Origin of the sequence: Mangrovactinospora gilvigrisea (assembly GCF_001879105.1) — a bacterium.
Lineage (GTDB): Bacteria > Actinomycetota > Actinomycetes > Streptomycetales > Streptomycetaceae > Mangrovactinospora > Mangrovactinospora gilvigrisea.
The window spans coordinates 34,084-50,360 of record NZ_MLCF01000041.1 but is presented as its reverse complement, the minus strand read 5'-3'; the positions used below and the strand labels follow the sequence as shown (position 1 = coordinate 50,360).

Genomic DNA, 16,277 nt, shown 5'->3' with positions numbered 1-16,277 from the left:
TCGTCCCCGGCACGAGTGGAATTCCGCCTCCCGGGGCATACCTCGCGGGCGCGCGTGCGGCAGGCGGACGGCTGTACGGGCCACTTGACGCACCGCTAGTTTATGAGCCGTGTCCAAGATCCTCACCGTGATGACTTTCAACATCCACCAGGCCGTCGGCGTCGACGACAACGCCCGCGACCTGGAGCGCATAGCCGACGTGATACGCCAGGAGGAACCCGACGCGGTCGCCCTCCAGGAGGTCGCCGTCGTCGACGGAAAGGACCAGGCCGACCGCCTCGCGCTGCTCCTCGGCGGGATGCAGGTCGCCAGCGGCCACCGCGACTGCCGCTACAACGTCGGCCGGGACCACCCCGTTCTGCCGTTCGGCATCTCCGTGCTGACCCGCGAGCGCATCGCCGGCCACTCGCTGCACGAGCTGACCAGCGAGTCCCGCAACCCCCGCGAGGTGCTCCGCGTCGACCTGCCCGGCCTGAGCATCTTCGCCGTCCACCCCACCGCGGGCGACGCGGCGGTACGGGCGGCGCAGACCGCGGAGGCGGCCCATCTGGCGGAGCTGGCCCCGCACTCCTCGGTACTGCTGGGCGACCTCAACAGCACGCCGGACGCGGAGCCGATCGAGGCGCTGGCCAAGGAGTTCGCCTTCGACGCCGCGGACGAGCCGACGTGGTACCCGATGCCGAGCGCCAAGGACCTGCGCAAGGGGCGGAACCCCGGGCCGGGGATGCGGCTGGACTACATCGTCCCCGTCCGGGCCGCGGAGGTGAGCGAGACGCGGATCGTCCCCACCCGGGCGTCCGACCACTACGCGGTGGTCGCGAAGGTGCGGACCGACGTCCCCAAGGACATGGGGTACTGAACGGCCTCAGCGGGGCCGGCGCGAGGCGCTGTCGAACGTCGCCTCCGCCTGCATGACGCCGCCGTCCAGGTCCACCGCGAGCGCCGCGGAGATCAGGGCGGTGCGGGCCTTGTCGAGGTGGAGCAGGCCCGCCTCGGCCAGCTCGTGGGCGCGGCAGGCGGCGACGTAGAGCGACTGGTTGCGGCCGCGGCGGGTGCCGGGGACCGCGCCGGCGACCAGCGCCACCAGCTCGTCGATCCGCTCGCCCGCCGAACCGGCGGAACCCGCCGAACCGGCCGAACCCGCCGCGGACGGCGGTCCGCTGACGGTCCGCCGGCGCCGCGCCAGCGCCGCCGGCCAGGGCGCCCGCGGCGGGCGGAACAGCCCGTCGCCCGACCATGCGTAGCGGTGGCCCGAGCGGTGCGGGGACGGGGGCAGCAGCACATAGCCGTTGTGCTTGACGTCGATCCCCGGTAGCAGGGCCCCCGGCAGCTCGGTACCCGGACTGCGGTAGTACAGGTGCAGCCCGTCGCCGCCGGTGATCGCCATGACGGTGCCGGGCAGCGGCCGGCCCGTGCGCCGTTCCAGCGCGCACAGCGAGGCGTAACCGCCGTTGCGCGGATCGACGTCCAGCACCGCCCAGCCGTTGAGCCGGCACGGCGCGCCGATGCCGGCGCCGGGCTCGTCCCGCCACCAGGCGCCCACCAGCTCCGGGTCGGCGCTGGCCGCCCAGAATCCGTGGCAGGTGGGGACGCCGCAGCGGCACTCCTCGGGGCGGTGCGGGACGTACCGGGGGTTGGGCCTGCCCCCGCGCTGGCGGGGGCGGCAGCGCGGGCAGTTGCCGTACGGGGCCTTTCCGCGGCGCACCCGGAAGACCCGCACCCCGAGGCGGGCATAGGCGACCGCGGCGTCCGGCAGCGCGTCCGGTATCTCCACACCCTCGGCCATGGCGACCTCCGTTGCTCTCCAGCTTGACGGCTCGTCGAGCCTCCCGCATCCCTCCGACATCGACGTGCAAATGTGTGCACACATAGATGAAAGGGGACGTCCGGTGCATTGGCTCACCGAACACATCTTCAAGCCGTATCCCGAGCTGCTCGTCTTCATCACCACCGCCCTCGGGTTCCTCTTCGGCAAGGTGCGCTGGAAGGCGATCGCCCTGGGGTCGGTGACCGGCTGCCTGATCGCCGGCCTGCTGCTGGGCTGGGCCACCGGTGTGAGCGTCGACAACACCGTCAAGGCCGTCTTCTTCGACCTCTTCCTCTTCGCCCTGGGCTACAAGGTCGGCCCGCAGTTCTTCCGCGGGCTGAAGAAGGACGGCCTGCCGCAGGTGGCCGTCACCCTGGTGGTCTGCTTCACCGGCCTCGGCGTCTGCTGGGGGTTCAACGAGATGCTCGGCTACGGGCCGGGCCTGGGCGCAGGGCTGCTGGGCGGGGCGCTCACCCAGTCCGCGGTGATCGGCGTCGCCCAGGACGCCATCGGCGGCCTGAGCCTGTCGCACTCCCAGATCGCCGCCGAGCAGAACTACGTGCCGATCGGATACGCCGTCACCTATCCGCTGGGCACCATCCTCTGCGCGATCCTGCTCGCCAACATCGCGCCCCGGATGCTCCGCAAGGACCTGCGGGCGGAGAGCGCCGAGCTCGGCAAGGAGCTGGACGTGCCCGCCGCCGACCCGGACCTCGGCCAGGGCTACTACGAGACGGTGCTGCGCGCCTACCGGGCCGTCAGCGATGCGATCACCGGCCTCACCATCGACGCCTTCGAGCGTCAGCAGAAGGAGCTGGGCCGGCGGGTCTACATCACCCAGGTGCGGCGGGACGGCGCCATCCTCGACCACAACCAGCAGACGGTCGTCCGGGCGGACGACACGCTGGCGGTGAGCGCGCTCCGCGCCGACCTGGTCGACCTCGACCCCGAGCAGGCGATCGGCCCGGAGACCGACGACATGGGGCTGCTCGGCTACCGCACCGAGCATCTGCACGTGGTGGCGTCGGACAGGCAGGTGCTGGGCCGGAGCATCGCCGAACTGCGCGGCGAGCCCTACATGGTGGGCGTCTACATCGAGGAGCTGTGGCGCTCCGGCACGCAGGTGCCCTTCCGGCTCTCCACCACGATCGACCGCGGCGACACGCTGGTGCTGAGCGGGCCCCGGCGGCTGGTGGAGCCGGCCGCGAAGGAGATCGGGGTGCCGGTGCCGACCCGGTTCGCCACCGACATGGTGTGGGTGGGGCTCGGAGTCTTCCTGGGCGGCTGCATCGGCATTCCGGCGCTGCACGTCGGCGGGGTGCCGATCTCGCTCTCCACCTCCGGCGGGGCGCTGATCATGGGCCTGGTCTTCGGCTGGATCAAGGGCCGCTACCCGACGTTCGGCAATGTGCCGCCGGGCGCGCAGTGGTTCATGGACACCCTGGGGCTCTGCCTCTTCGTGGTGGTGGTCGGCATCAACGCCGGGCCGAGCTTCAGCAGCGGGCTGGCGAAGGCCGGCTGGGGGCTGCTGCTGTGGGGGGCGGTGGCGACGGTGGTGCCGCTGCTGGTGGGCCTCGTCCTCGGGCACTTCGTGATGCGGATCCGGACGCCGATCCTGATGGGCGTGCTGGCCGGGGCCCAGACCACCACCGCGGCGATCGGCGCGATCACCGAGGCGGCGGACTCCGAGGTGCCGACGCTCGGCTACACGGTGCCGTACGCGGTGGGGAACGTCCTGCTGACGATCTGGGGCGCGGTGATCGTGGCGTTGCTCGCCTGATCACCGCGCCCCGGTGAGGTGGTGGTGCGTCGGTGCGGCTACTTGCCGCCGGCGCGCCACTCCTCCAGGTACTCCGCGAAGATCTGCTGGAGGTGGTGGCCGATCTTCAGGTAGTCGAGGTCGTCGAGGTTGGCGAGGGAGACCCGCACCGACCACTCCGGCCCGTCGAAGCCGCCGCCGTTGAGCAGCACCACGCCGGTCTGGTCGGCGAGCCGGAAGAGCGGGTCGATCGGCTCGTAGGTCTTCTCCAGATAGGCGGCGAACTCCGGGCCGTAGCCGCGCTCGGCCTCGCCCAGCAGGTCCAGCTCGATGTAGTAGCAGGCCCGCCCGGCGTCCTCGGAGATCTTCCAGCCGCTGCCGAGGCCCTCCATGAGCAGGTCGAGGCGGCGGCGGACGATCGCCTGCACCTTCTGCTTGTAGGCGTGGCCCTCGGGGCGCATCCCGAAGAGCGACAGCAGGTCGATCATCACCTGCTGGGGGGTGGAGAGCCCGGCCGTGTGGTTGAGCGCCACCTGCCGCGAGTCGGCGACCATCCGGTCGATGAACCGCATCTTCGCCGGTTCCAGCGACAGCGTCCCGTACCGCTTGGCGAGCCGGTCCTTCTCCTTCCTGGGCAGCTTGGCGATCAGCTCGTCGATGACGTTGTCCTCGGCGAGGCCGATGACGCCCAGCCGCCAGCCGGTGGCGCCGAAGTGCTTGGAGTAGGAGTACACCAGCAGGGTGTTGCGGGGCAGCGCGGACGCGATGCTGGTGAAGCCGTCGACGAAGGTGCCGTAGACGTCGTCGGTGACGATCAGCAGGTTCGGGTTCTTCTTCGCGACGATGCCCTGGATCTGCTTGGTGACCCGGTCGCTCAGCTCCATCGAGGGCGGGTTGGACGGGTTGACCAGGCAGACCAGCTTGACCTTGGGGTCGGCGAGCTTGGCGACCTCGCTCTCCGGGTAGCGCCAGGCGTGCACCCCCTTCTCGGTGTACATGTCGGCCTGGACGTAGACCACGTCGAAGCCGTAGGTGTCGAGTTCGGGGATCTCGATGTACGGGGTGAAGATCGGCGTCATCAGGGCGATGCGGTCGCCCTTGTGCAGCACGCCGTTCTTCATCAGCGAGTCGAAGATGTAGCACATGGCGGCGGTGCCGCCCTCGGTGGCGAAGAGCTGGAGGCCGCGGGGCGGCTTGCCGCCGTACATCTCGTCCGCGAGATAGCCGCCGACGATCTTCTCGGTGCAGGTCAGGATGCGGTCCGGCACCGGGTAGTTGTCGCCGGTGATGCCGTCGGCGAGCTCGTGGAGGAGGGTGTCGCGGTCCAGCCCGAAGCGGTCGACGGCGTAGTTGACGCAGTCCAGGAGCTGGTAGATGCCGGGCATCTCGGGGTGGCGGCGGACGAAGGTCTCGAACCTGGCGCCGACGCCGGCCTTCTCCGGCATGCCGCCGAGGTCGTCGGCGGTCCAGACGCGGCGGCACTCCTCGACGGCGAAGTGGCCGAGGGCGTAGAAGGCCTCGCGGGGGGCGGTGGCGTTCCAGTTGGGGTTGCCGCGACCGGCGTTGAGCATCTCGGCGCCGATGGCGCCGGGGCGGGAGGAGGCGATGGCCCGCTCCGCGGTGTCGATCAGGACGGACTTCAGCTCGAAGGGGCTGAGCTGGGCGTACCTCTTGATCTGGGCGCGGGTGAAGCCGGTCTCCCGCCTGGTGCGGTCGACGGCGGCCGCCTTCTTCTTGGCAGGGGCCTTCTTGGCGACAGACTTCTTCTTGGTCGGTGCCGCAGCCTTCTTCTTGGCCGGCGCCGCAGCCTTCTTCTTCGCGGGGGCCGTCTTCTTGGTCGGCGCAGCCTTCTTCACGGCGCGCCCGGACGGGGGGGTCATCTGGTGGACCTCTCGTTCAGCTGCCCAGGATCCCGACGAGGACCGGGCCGGTCAGCGGGAGCAGGAAGTTGGAGAGCGCATAGGTGATCGTGTAGCCGAGCATCGGCACCGAGCTCTGCGCGGTCTGGGTGACGGCCGTGATGGCCGGGGTCGAGCACTGCTGGCCGGCGATGGCGCCGATCAGCAGGGGCGGCTGGAGCTTCAGCAGCTTCCAGCCGACGAAGAGCGAGATCGTCGCCGGGACGAGCACCATGAGGATGCCGGAGACCGGCAGCAGCGCCCCGTACTGCTTGAGCAGCGGCCACGCCTGGGTGCCGGCGCTCAGCCCGGTGCAGGCGATGAAGACCGCGAGCCCGAGGTCCTTCAGGGTGGTGGCCGCCTGCGCCGGGAAGGCGCCGAAGGACTGCGTCCGGGAGCGGTACCAGCCCAGCACCAGCCCCGAGATGAGGCAGCCGCCGCCGGTGCCGAAGGAGAGCGATGCCGATCCGGCCTTCACCGAGATCTGCCCCAGCAGCGAGCCCAGCGCAATGCCGATCCCGAGGTAGACGTAGTCGGTGGCCTTGTTGCGCACCGCCGTGCCGATCAGCGCGACCACCTTCTGCACCGCGGCCTTGGGTCCGGTGAGGGTGAGGATGTCGCCGCGGTGCACGATGGTGTGGCCGTCGGCGGGCAGGTGCTGGTCGATGCGGTCGATGCCGGTGACGTAGACCCCGCCCTTGAGCAGGTCCGGGTTGGCCTTCTGCAGGGAGTCGATGGACTGCCGGTCGGCGTCCTTCTGCGTCACCGCGACCTGGGTGGTCGTCAGCTTGAGGTCGAAGCCGGGGATTCCGGCGGTCTCGGTGCCGATCGCGTCGCCGGCCTCGATCACCCGCTCCCGGCGCCCGACGACCAGCACCTGGTCGCCGGCGGACAGCGCGGTGCCGGGCTTCGGCGGCGACTCGATGTCGTCGCCGCGCTTGACGGTCTCGACGGTGATCCGGTTGCCGTACCGGCCCTCCAACTGGGCGACGGTGCTGCCGGCCGCGCCGACCACCTCATAGGTGCGGCCGACCTGCTCGGGCAGCGCCTGCTCCTCGCCGGCGTCGATGGTCTCGATGTCGCCGGCCTGCTGCTCCTCCAGCCTGCGGGAGGCGCTGCGCAGGTTGATCCGCATGATCATCGGCATGAACTGGCTGGTGTAGAGCACGATGGTGATCAGGCCGAAGAGATAGCAGACCGTGTAGGCGGTGGCCACATGGCTCTGGTAGGTGCTGATCTGCTGCGGCGTCAGCCCGCTGAGCTTGCCGATCGCCTCGGTGGAGGTGCCGACCAGCGCGGACTCGGTGGCGGCCCCGGCGAGGATGCCCGAGGCGGTGCCCACGTCCAGGTTGAACATCTTCGCCGCGCCGAAGGCGATGCCCAGGACGCACACCACTTCGATGCCGCAGAGGGCGAAGTAGCGCAGGCTCTTCCGGTTGAGGTTGGCGAAGAACTGCGGCCCGGCCATGTAGCCGAGCGAGAAGATGAAGATCGCGAAGAAGACGGTCTTGACGTCGTCGTTCACGGTGACGTGCTGGGTGCCCAGGATCAGCGAGCAGATCAGCACGCCGCAGATGCCGCCCAGCGAAACGGGCCCGACGCGCAGCTTGCCGACCAGGTAGCCGGCCGCGATGCACGCGAAGATGGACAGCTCGGGGTGGTCCTTGAAAATGCCCATGGCTCCCTCGGGGGGTAGTGCCGCGACCGCGGGGCCCATCGGCGATCGTGTGATCGTCTCGGGCCCCGCGGTGCGACGCTAACCTCGGGAGGGGTGGCGCACCGTCAGGCGCACCCGGCCTGTCCCCCGTTCGGCAGCACCCCCGCCGCGCCGCGCGCTAGGAGAGCGAGAAGCCGTCCGCGTAGACGTTCCCCTGGCCGTACCAGCCGTGCGCGTACACCGTCACGGCGCCGGAGCTGCCGACCGTGAACGGCACCGTGAGCTTGGTCCAGCCGGTGCCGGACGCCCAGGTGGAGGCGGTCGCCCCGCCCTTGACGCCGACGTAGGCGTAGGGGCCCTGCACCCAGGCGGTGAGGGTGTGGGCGGAGCCGGGGGTGAGGTTGACCGTCTGGTCGCACTCGCCGGTCTGCGCGGAGGTGGCGGCGACCTGCAGCGCATGGCTCCCGGAATGCACCGGCGCGGCGACGACGGATCCGCCCTGCTGGCACGTCCACGGGCTGAGCGAGCCGGACTCGAAGCCGGCGTTCTGCAGGGTGCCCCCGCCGGTCCCGCCGCCGGTGACGGTGACCGTGAAGGTGGCGGAGCGGCTGCCGCTCGGGCCCGTCCCGACCACGGTGATCGGGTAGTTGCCGGAGGCGGTGGCGGCCGAGGCGACGACGGTGAGCGTGGCGCCGGCCCCGGCGGTGACCGAGGACGGGCTGACGCTCGCCGTCATCCCGGACGGGGCGCCGCTCGCGGTGAGGGCCACGGTCTCGGCCTGGCCGGAGGTGACGGCGGTGGAGACGGCGGCCGTGGTGGAGGAGCCGGCGGCCACCGACCCCGAGGACGGCGAGACGGCGACGGAGAAGTCGTTGCCGGGCGTGCTGGTGCCGCCGGTGAACGGCTCCCAGGTCTGGGAGAAGTACCAGGTGGACTGGGAGATCCCGGAGCAGCTGTCGGAGCCGGCGGTGCCGGGGCAGCCGCCGTTGTCGCGCTCCAGCGCCCACATGGCGAGGGTGCTGATGCCCTTGGAGACGGCCCAGTTGTAGAGGGTGGGAGCGTCGGCCGTGGTGGTGGTCTCGGCGGCGCCGTAGTCGTCGATGCCGGGCATCTCGGTGACGCCGGTCATCGCCCACAGCTGCGCACTGGTCTTCGACGGGTAGAGCTTGGCCAGTTGGCCGTTGAGGCCCTGGGCGGCGTTCTCGCTGTCGGTGGCCATCTCGTGGGTGGCGCCGTCGTAGTAGTCGAACGTCATGATGTTGACGACGTCGACGCGGGCGCCGTTGGCGACGGCGTTCTTCAGCACGTTGAGGCCGCTGGCGGCGAGGCCGCTGGTGGTGGAGGGCAGGGTGTAGGAGAACTGCACGGTGCGGCCGTTGGCGGCGGCCCAGTCCTCCACCTGCTTGACGGCCTGGTTGCGGCGGGTGATGCCGGCGCTGTCGGTCAGCGAGTTGTCCTCGATATCGAGGTCGATGCGGCTGACGTTGTAGGTGGTGACGACGTTCTCGTAGGCGGCGGCGATGGAGGCGACGTCGGTGCAGCTGTCCGCGATGTCGGTGCCGGTGTCGTCGGCGGTGTAGCCGCCGAAGGAGGGGATGGCGTCGCCGCCGTTCGCCTGCAGCTCGGCGATGTCGCTGCCGTAGGTGGAGGCGGCGACGGGCTGCGAGGTGTCGCCGTCCCAGTAGGGCGTGCAGGAGCCCTTGCCCGCGGTCTGGAGGAAGGCGAGCGTCAGGTACTTGTTGCCGGAGGCGGCGGCCGTGGTGGCCATGTCGTCGCCGGCGTAGGTCTCGAAGTAGGGGGCGAAGACGTGCGCGGGAAGGGGCTTGGCAGCCGCGTGGGCCGGGGCGGCGGCGCCGCCGAGGGCGAGGAGGGTGCCGGCGCCGGCGGTGGCGAGCGCGGTGACGGCGGCGCGGAGGCGGCGTAACGGTCTTCTCATGCGTCACTCCGAAGCGTGGGAGGCCATGACCATGCCATGGTTGGTCCAGACCACTTCCCCGTCAAGGGTCTGGACCAATCCCCTGCGCCCCTACTCCGCGCCCACGCCCGCCCCGGCACCGGACGGACCGCGACGGACCGTCAACCCACGTCGAACCGCCCCTGGGCCCCCAGCAGTTCGCCGAGATCCGCTCCCGGGCCCCACTCCCGCGGCTCCGCGCCCCGTTCGAACACCCGCGCCCCCGCGTCGATCCCGCCCAGCGTCAGCCGCGCGCCCTCGCGCCGCAGCCACGTCCCCTCCCGCAGCCCCACCACCGGAACGTCGTTCTCCTCCAGGAACTGCACCAACCGCTGCTCCCGCGTCTCCCCCTGGTGCGTCGACCCCGCCACCGGATCCACATAGTGCGGATTGATCTGGAACGGCACCAGCCCCAGCGCCTCGAACGACGGCGGCTGCACGATCGGCATGTCGTTCGTCGTCCGCAGGCTCGGGCACGCCATGTTCGTCCCCGCGCTCGACCCGATGTACAGCGCCCCCGACGCCACCCGCTCGCGCAGCGCCGCCACCAGCCCCGTCGCGTACAGCGACTTCAGCAGCCGAAAGCTGTTGCCGCCCCCGACGAACACCGCCTCCGCGGCCGCGACCGCCGCCGCCGGATCGTCCGCGGCGTGCGCGCCCGCCACCTCCACGCCCAGCGGCGCCAGCGCCTTCGCCACCTGCGCGGTGTACCCGTCCCGATCGGCGAGCGCATACGGCACGAAGACCAGCCGCCGCGCGCCGCCCAGCGCGTCGGCGATCTCCTCCCGGGCGTGCTCCAGATACCCGCGGCCCGGCGCACTCGAATTCGACAGCAGCAACAGCCTCATGACGCTCCCTCAGCAGACATCTACACAGATCCTCAACGCCGCCGCGCCCCGCGCGGCGGCCGCGGCGTCAGCGCGGCCCCCACCTCGCCCGCCGCCGCCAGCAGCGGAGCGACCAGCTCCGCGCGCCGCGGGCGCAGCTCCCCCTGCGGCCCGGCCAGCGACAGCGTCCCGACCGTGCGCCGCGCCACCACCACCGGCGCCGCCAGCGCCGCGGTCTCCGGGTCGTACTCGCCCTCGGAGTAGGCGTAGCCGTTCCGCCGCACCTCGGCGAACCGCTCCTCCAGCGCCACCGGATCGGTCACCGTGTGATCGCCGAACCGCGCCATCGGCCGACCGTACAGCAGCGCCGCCCGGTCCCCCGCCGGCAGCATCCCGAAGTAGGCCCGCGACGTCGCCCCCGCGTGCGCCGGGTACAGCTCCCCCGCCAGCCCCTGCACCCGCAGCGGGCCGGCCGCCCCGTCCACCGTCGCCACGCAGCGCATGTGCACCCCGTCCGGGACGGCGAACAGCGCGCCCACGCCGACCTCTTCGGCCACCTGCCGCAGCACCGGCAGCACCAGGCCGGCCAGCCCCCCGTCCCGCTCCCACACCCGGGACAGATGCCACACCGCCGGGCCCAGCCGGTAGCGCCGCGTCCGCTCGTCGGAGACCAGGAAGCCCCGGTGCGCCAGCGACGCCAGCAGCCGCTGCGCCACCGACTTGTCGAAGCCGAACTCCGCGGAGACGTCCGAGACGCCCCACTCCGGGCGCTCCCGGTCGAAGCAGAGCAGCACGCTCAGCACCCGGTCCGCGGTCTGCAGCGGCGGCCGGGGCTCCCCCGATGCGCTGGATATCCCAGAAGTCATGACGAGAGAGTAAAGCATCCCGGATATAGAGAAGCCATTGCGCTGACGACGAACCCGGAGAGAACCTGACCGCCGAACGACCACCCCCGTCAGCGGAGAACCCCTTGCTGAAGCACGTCCTCGACGTCGTCGAACTCCTCGACCGCCCGCAGACCGACGGCGAGCTGCTCGCCGCGCACCTGCGCGCCGCGCGGGCCGCGGCCGGCGCCGGCACCGAACCCGCGACCGCCGCCGCCCCGCGGATCGAGGTCACCCCGGTCGAGGGCGACAAGGGCCGCACCGACTTCGTCCGGGTGACGATCCCCGGCCGGCGCGGCCGCACCGCGGGCGGCGACGCCCCCACCCTCGGCATCCTCGGCCGGCTCGGCGGCGTCGGCGCCCGCCCGGAGCGGATCGGCCTGGTCTCGGACGCGGACGGCGCGGTCGCCGCGCTCGCCGCCGCCGCCAAGCTGCTCGACATGCACGCCCGCGGGGACGTCCTGGACGGCGACGTGATCGTCTCCACCCATGTCTGCGGCTGGGCCCCCACCCGCCCGCACGACCCGGTGCCGTTCATGGACTCCCCGGTCGACATCCTCACCTGCAACCGCCAGGAGATCGCGCCCGAGATGGACGCGGTGGTCTCCATCGACACCACCAAGGGCAACCGGCTGCTCAACCACCGCGGCATCGCCCTCTCCCCGACGGTCTGCCAGGGCTGGATCCTGCGGGTGAGCGAGGACCTGCTCGGCGTGCTGGAGTCGGTGACCGGCGAGCCGGCCCGCGTCCTGCCGCTGACCACCCAGGACATCACCCCGTACGGCAACGGCGTGCACCACATCAACTCGATCCTGCAGCCGGCCGTCGCCACCGACGCCCCGGTCGTCGGGCTCGCCGTCACCGCCGCGACCGCGGTCGCCGGCTGCGCCACCGGCGCCAGCCACGAGACCGACATCGCGGCCGCCGCCCGGTTCGCCGTCGAGGCCGCCAAGGACTTCGGCCGCGGCGCGGCCGCCTTCCTCGACCGGGACGAGTTCGAGCGCCTCGTCGAGCTCTACGGGCCGATGACGCGGCTGCAGTCCGCGGTCGGAGCCGAGCTCGCCACCTGATCCGCCCCTCCCCCACCTCCCCCTCACCGCCCCCGGAGCCCGAAGTGACCGAGCAGCCCGCGCCGGCCGCCGCCGCGCCCCCGCGCCACCCGCGCGCACTGGAGCCCGTCACGCTCGCCGTGACCGTCGTGATGTCGGTGCTCGGCGCGCTGATCGGCGTCGTCCTCATCACCACGCTGGGCGTCTCGCCCAACACCTCGGTGATCGGCGCGCTCATCGCCATGCTGGTCGGACGCGTCCCGCTGGCCATGATGCGGCGGATGCGCTCGCCGCACCGGCAGAACCTGGTGCAGTCGGCGATCTCCGGTTCGACGTTCGCGGCGGCCAACTCGCTGCTGACGCCGATCGCCGTGCCGTTCGCGCTGGGCCGGCACGACCTGGTGTGGCCGATGCTCGCCGGCGCGACCATCGGGCTCGCGGTGGACAGCTGGGTGCTCTTCCGGGTCTTCGACTCCAAGCTGCTGCCGGCGACGGCCGCCTGGCCGGCGGGCGTCGCCGCGGCCGAGACCATCAAGGCCGGCGACTCCGGCGGCCGGAAGGCCGCGGTGCTGGGCGCGGGGGCGCTGGTCGGGCTGGTCGGCGCGCTGCTCAAGCTGCCGACCAGCGCGGCGGGGGTAGCGTTCCTGGGCAACGTCTGGGCGCTGCTGATGTTCGGCGTGGGCCTGACGGTGGCGCAGTACGCGCCGGGTCTGCTGGATGTGAACCTCAATGCGGAGCATGTGCCGCACGGGCTGATGATCGGCGCCGGGCTGGTGGCGCTGGTGCAGGCGCTGCTGCTGATGCGGAAGAAGCGGGGACCAGCGGCGGAGCCGGACGCCGAGGCCGGCGCGGCGGTGACGTCGGAGCCGGAGGTCCCGACCGTCCCCGAGACCCGGCTGCGGCGCGGACTGCTGCAGGGCATGGGCCTCTTCACCATCGGCGCGATCGTCGTCGCGGTGGGCGGCGGGGTGGCGGGCCGCATGTCCGTCCCGGCGCTCATCGGCTGGGTGGCGCTCGCCGCGGTCGCGGCGCTGGTCCACCAGCTGATCGTCGGCCTCGCCGCGATGCACTCGGGCTGGTTCCCGGCCTTCGCGGTGACGCTGATCGTGCTCATCGTCGGCCTGGTGCTGCACATCCCGACGGTGCCGCTGGCGCTGCTCGTCGGCTACACCGCCTCCACCGGCCCGGCGTTCGCCGACATCGGCTTCGACTTCAAGGCCGGCTGGCTGCTGCGCAAGGACGCGGTGCCGTGGAAGCCGTTCGAGCTGGCCGGCCGGCGCCAGCAGTACATCGCGCAGCTCGTCGGGTTCGCGGTGGCGCTGGTCGTGGTGGCCGTCGCCTGGCACAGCTTCTTCGCGGACGGGCGCATCCCGCCGGTCTCCAAGGTCTACGCGGACACCATCGGCGCCGGCCTCGACCCGGGGACGATGACGACCATGCTGCTGTGGGCGATCCCCGGCGCGCTGATCCAGTGGCTCGGCGGCTCGTCGCGCCAGATGGGCGTGCTGCTCGCCACGGGTCTGCTGGTGGCGACGCCGAACGCGGGCTGGATGGTGCTCGGCGCGCTGATCGTGCGGCGCGGCTATGTGCTGTGGCGGCGGCGCCGGCTGGCGGACCGCGGCGACCGTGCGGCGGTCGCCGCGAGCGACGAGGCGGCCCAGGCGGACATGTCCCTGGTCGGCGCCGGCCTGGTCGCGGGCAGCTCGCTCAACGACGTCGGCCAGCTGACCAAGGCGCTGTAGCCCGCGCGGCGTTCGACCACCACCGACCGGAACCGGAGCCCCGCCGTGACCACCCTCGGCCTCGTCACCATCGGCCAAGCCCCCCGCACCGACGTCCACACCGACGCCGCGCCCCTGCTGACCGGCATCCGCCTCGCCGAGCACGGCGCCCTCGACGACGACGTCTTCGACGGCCCCGCCGACGCCACCGCGGCGCTCGCGCCCGACCCCGGCGAGGCGCCGCTGGTGACGCGGCTGCGGGACGGCGGGTCCGTGGTCCTCGGGCACCGTGCGCTGATGCCCCGTCTGGAGCGGGCGGTGGCCCGCGCGGAGGGGGACGGCGCGGCGGCGACGCTGCTGCTGTGCACGGGGCGCTTTCCCGCGGTGCGGTCCGCGCGCCCGCTGCTCTTCGCCGAGACGCTCTTCCAGCGGGCCGCGTCGGCGCTGGTCGGGGAGGCGCCGGTGGGCATCGTCTGCCCGCGGGCGGACCAGGCGGCGGACGTCGCCGCCCGCTGGTCGGCGCTGCTGCCGGGACGTGTCCGCGCGCTCGGCGCCACCCCGTACGCGCCGCCGGCGGAGGCGCTGGCGGGGGTGGCGTCCGCGGCGGCCGAGCTGGCGTCGGCGGGCGCGGAGTGGCTGGTGCTGGACTGCGTCGGCTACACCGAGGAGATGCGGTCCGCGGCGGCGCGGGCGGCGGGGGTACCGGTGCTGCTGGCGCGGTCGATGGCGCTGCGGCTCGCCGCGGAGGCGGTCTCCGCGGGGGCGGCGGCGCGCCGCGGTGCGAACGGCTGACGCCCGTGCCGCGGTCCACCGTCGGGCAGCCGGACAGTTCCCCCCGCCCCCGAACGGCGCGGCCTCCGCGGGGGCGGCGGCGCGCCGCGGTGCGGTGCGAACGGCTGACGCCCGTGCCGCGGTTCGCCGTCGGGCAGCCGCGCAGTCCCCCGCGCCCCCGCCCCCGAACGGCGCTGCGCGCCGTCGCGCGCCCGATCGCCACTCACCCACGACCACGCGCCGCAGCCGGACACCGGCAGAATCCCGGCCCGCGCCGACGCGGTGCGGTTGCCGTTGACGCAAGGAGGTACGTCCATGTCCATCTCCGCTCCGCTCGCCGTCGTGCGGGTGCTCAGCTCGGACGATCCCGAACTGGTCGACGATCACGGCCGGCTGCTTGAGGCGCGGTTCGGGCTGCCGACCGTCTCGCGCTGCATCCCGGACCAGCCGCACGGCATCCACGACGACGCCTCCGAGCGCCGCGCCGAGCCGAAGATCGTCGAGCTGGTCCGCGCGTTCGCCGCGCAGGGCGCCTCCGCCGTCGTCATCAGCTGCGCCGCCGATCCGGCGGTCGCCGCCGCCCGCGCCGCGGTCGACGTCCCGGTGATCGGGGCGGGTTCGGCCGCCGCCGGGGTCGCGCTGGGGCTCGGCGCGCGGATCGGCGTGCTCGGCATCCGCGACGAGGCGCCCGCGCCGATCGCCGCGCTGCTCGGCGAGCGGCTCACCGCCTCCCGCCGGCCGGAGGGCGTGCACACCACCACCGAGCTGCGCACCCCCGAGGGGAGCCGGGCCGCACGCGCCGCCGCCGCTCGTCTGGTCGCGGACGGCGCCGAGGTGCTGCTGCTGGCCTGCACGGGGATGACGTCCCTGGGCCTGCGCCCCGTCCTGGAGCGGGAGTTGGGCGTTCCGGTGGTCGACCCGGTCCTCGCGGCCGGGCTGCTCGCCTCCTACACCCGCCCGGCCGACGCGAGCTGAGCGGCGAGCCCCTCGACGCGGATCCGCCGGTCGAGGTAGAGCAGCGTCAGCAGGATCGCCAGCAGGCTGCCGCCGATGGCCGCGGCGAGGGCCGGGCCGAGGGCGGAGACCAGCAGGTTGCCGGCCAGCGGCCACCCGGTGGCCAGCGCGGGCGGGAACGCCAGGTCGGCGACCGCGGTCGCGGCCTGATGCAGCGTCAACGCCGCGGCCGCGCCGACGAGGCCGCCCACCGCGCAGACCGCCAGCGAGCGCGGCCACGCCCCGCGCGTCAGCGCGGACGAGCGGCCCAGCGCCCCGGCCGCGGACGTCCCCGGCCGCTCCAGCACCACCGCCGGGACGGCCAGCGCCCACTGCACCGCGAGCCATGCCGAGACCGCGCCGGAGGCGGCGAGCCCGCCGATGCCCACCTCGATGCTGGGCGCCGGCCCGACGCCGCCCCCGCTCACCAGCAGCAGCGGCAGCAGGCCGACCGCGACGATGCCCAGTACCGCCAGCACCACCAGCAGGTTCGTGCCGATCAGCCGGGGCAGCGCGCGCAGCGCGGCGCCCCACGCCTCGCGCGCCGCGAGCGGCTCGCCCAGCACGGCGCGCCCCGCGAGGTGGACGCCAGCGGCGGCGATCAGCAGCGCGCCGAGCCAGACCAGCAGTTGGGCGGCGCCCAGCGCGCCGAGCAGCGAGGGCAGCGCGCGGGCCACCCGCAGCGCGGCGTCGCCGCGCTCGTCCTCGCCGGCGCCCTCGTCGGTGAGCACCCGGAGCGGCTCGGCGAGGTGCCGGAGGCGGGCCCGGAGGAGGAGGCCGACGCCGACGTACGCCAACTGCCCGGCCAGCGCGGACGGGAGGGCGACCAGGGCGAGCACGCGGCGGTGCGCGCCGAGCACCGCGAAGCCGGCCCGCAGGAGTTCGCCGAGGCGGAGCGGCCGCAGGGGGATCACACCGGGATGCGGTGCGTCCGCTCCCGCGTCGGGCGCCGTCGCC

13 protein-coding genes are annotated in these 16,277 nt (G+C 73.4%); 6 read left to right on the top strand and 7 right to left on the bottom strand.

Annotated elements, in window-relative coordinates:
• Positions 1-109 precede the first annotated feature (109 nt).
• Positions 110-859, top strand: a complete 750-nt coding sequence (locus tag BIV57_RS08825) for an endonuclease/exonuclease/phosphatase family protein (protein ID WP_071656129.1) — start codon at positions 110-112, stop codon at positions 857-859.
• Positions 860-865: 6 nt separating this feature from the next.
• Here the strand turns inward: BIV57_RS08825 and BIV57_RS08820 are convergent, their stop codons facing one another.
• Entirely contained in the window at positions 866-1,786 is a 921-nt protein-coding gene (locus BIV57_RS08820) for a bifunctional DNA primase/polymerase (RefSeq protein ID WP_071656128.1), read from the bottom strand.
• 103 nt (positions 1,787-1,889) lie between these two features.
• Between BIV57_RS08820 and aspT (BIV57_RS08815) the strand changes: the two genes are divergently transcribed.
• Positions 1,890-3,587, top strand: coding sequence for an aspartate-alanine antiporter (gene aspT, locus BIV57_RS08815; RefSeq protein ID WP_245797486.1), 1,698 nt, complete (start codon positions 1,890-1,892; stop codon positions 3,585-3,587).
• A 38-nt stretch (positions 3,588-3,625) separates the two neighbouring features.
• Here aspT (BIV57_RS08815) and BIV57_RS08810 read toward each other — a convergent pair whose 3' ends face one another.
• From BIV57_RS08810 to BIV57_RS08790, 5 genes are all read right to left on the bottom strand, one after another.
• Positions 3,626-5,446 carry a bifunctional aspartate transaminase/aspartate 4-decarboxylase gene (locus BIV57_RS08810; protein ID WP_079170154.1) on the bottom strand — a complete coding sequence of 607 codons (1,821 nt, stop codon included), beginning with the start codon at positions 5,444-5,446 and terminating at the stop codon, positions 3,626-3,628.
• Positions 5,447-5,462: 16 nt separating this feature from the next.
• Positions 5,463-7,142, bottom strand: coding sequence for an aspartate-alanine antiporter (aspT, locus tag BIV57_RS08805; RefSeq protein ID WP_071656126.1), 1,680 nt, complete (start codon positions 7,140-7,142; stop codon positions 5,463-5,465).
• Between the two features lie 157 nt (positions 7,143-7,299).
• Positions 7,300-9,057, bottom strand: coding sequence for a carbohydrate binding domain-containing protein (locus tag BIV57_RS08800; protein WP_071656125.1), 1,758 nt, complete (start codon positions 9,055-9,057; stop codon positions 7,300-7,302).
• A gap of 140 nt (positions 9,058-9,197) precedes the next feature.
• Complete coding sequence (gene pepE / locus BIV57_RS08795; protein ID WP_071656124.1) at positions 9,198-9,923, bottom strand: dipeptidase PepE; 726 nt, start codon at positions 9,921-9,923, stop codon at positions 9,198-9,200.
• 32 nt (positions 9,924-9,955) lie between these two features.
• Positions 9,956-10,768 carry an IclR family transcriptional regulator gene (locus BIV57_RS08790; protein ID WP_071656123.1) on the bottom strand — a complete coding sequence of 271 codons (813 nt, stop codon included), beginning with the start codon at positions 10,766-10,768 and terminating at the stop codon, positions 9,956-9,958.
• 104 nt (positions 10,769-10,872) lie between these two features.
• Between BIV57_RS08790 and BIV57_RS08785 the strand changes: the two genes are divergently transcribed.
• The 4 genes from BIV57_RS08785 (at position 10,873) to BIV57_RS08770 (ending at position 15,302) form a co-directional block, all read left to right on the top strand.
• Positions 10,873-11,856 (top strand): DUF1177 domain-containing protein, encoded by a 984-nt coding sequence (locus tag BIV57_RS08785; protein ID WP_071656122.1) that lies wholly within the window; start codon positions 10,873-10,875, stop codon positions 11,854-11,856.
• 131 nt (positions 11,857-11,987) lie between these two features.
• Positions 11,988-13,577, top strand: coding sequence for an OPT family oligopeptide transporter (locus BIV57_RS08780; protein WP_245797490.1), 1,590 nt, complete (start codon positions 11,988-11,990; stop codon positions 13,575-13,577).
• Positions 13,578-13,622: 45 nt separating this feature from the next.
• Complete coding sequence (locus tag BIV57_RS08775) at positions 13,623-14,348, top strand: AroM family protein (protein ID WP_071656120.1); 726 nt, start codon at positions 13,623-13,625, stop codon at positions 14,346-14,348.
• 294 nt (positions 14,349-14,642) lie between these two features.
• Positions 14,643-15,302 (top strand): aspartate/glutamate racemase family protein, encoded by a 660-nt coding sequence (locus BIV57_RS08770; RefSeq protein ID WP_071656119.1) that lies wholly within the window; start codon positions 14,643-14,645, stop codon positions 15,300-15,302.
• Here BIV57_RS08770 and BIV57_RS08765 read toward each other — a convergent pair.
• Entirely contained in the window at positions 15,275-16,234 is a 960-nt protein-coding gene (locus BIV57_RS08765) for a hypothetical protein (RefSeq protein ID WP_139275553.1), read from the bottom strand. The two genes, BIV57_RS08770 and BIV57_RS08765, sit on opposite strands and share 28 nt — an antisense overlap.
• Between the last annotated feature and the right edge of the window lie 43 nt (positions 16,235-16,277).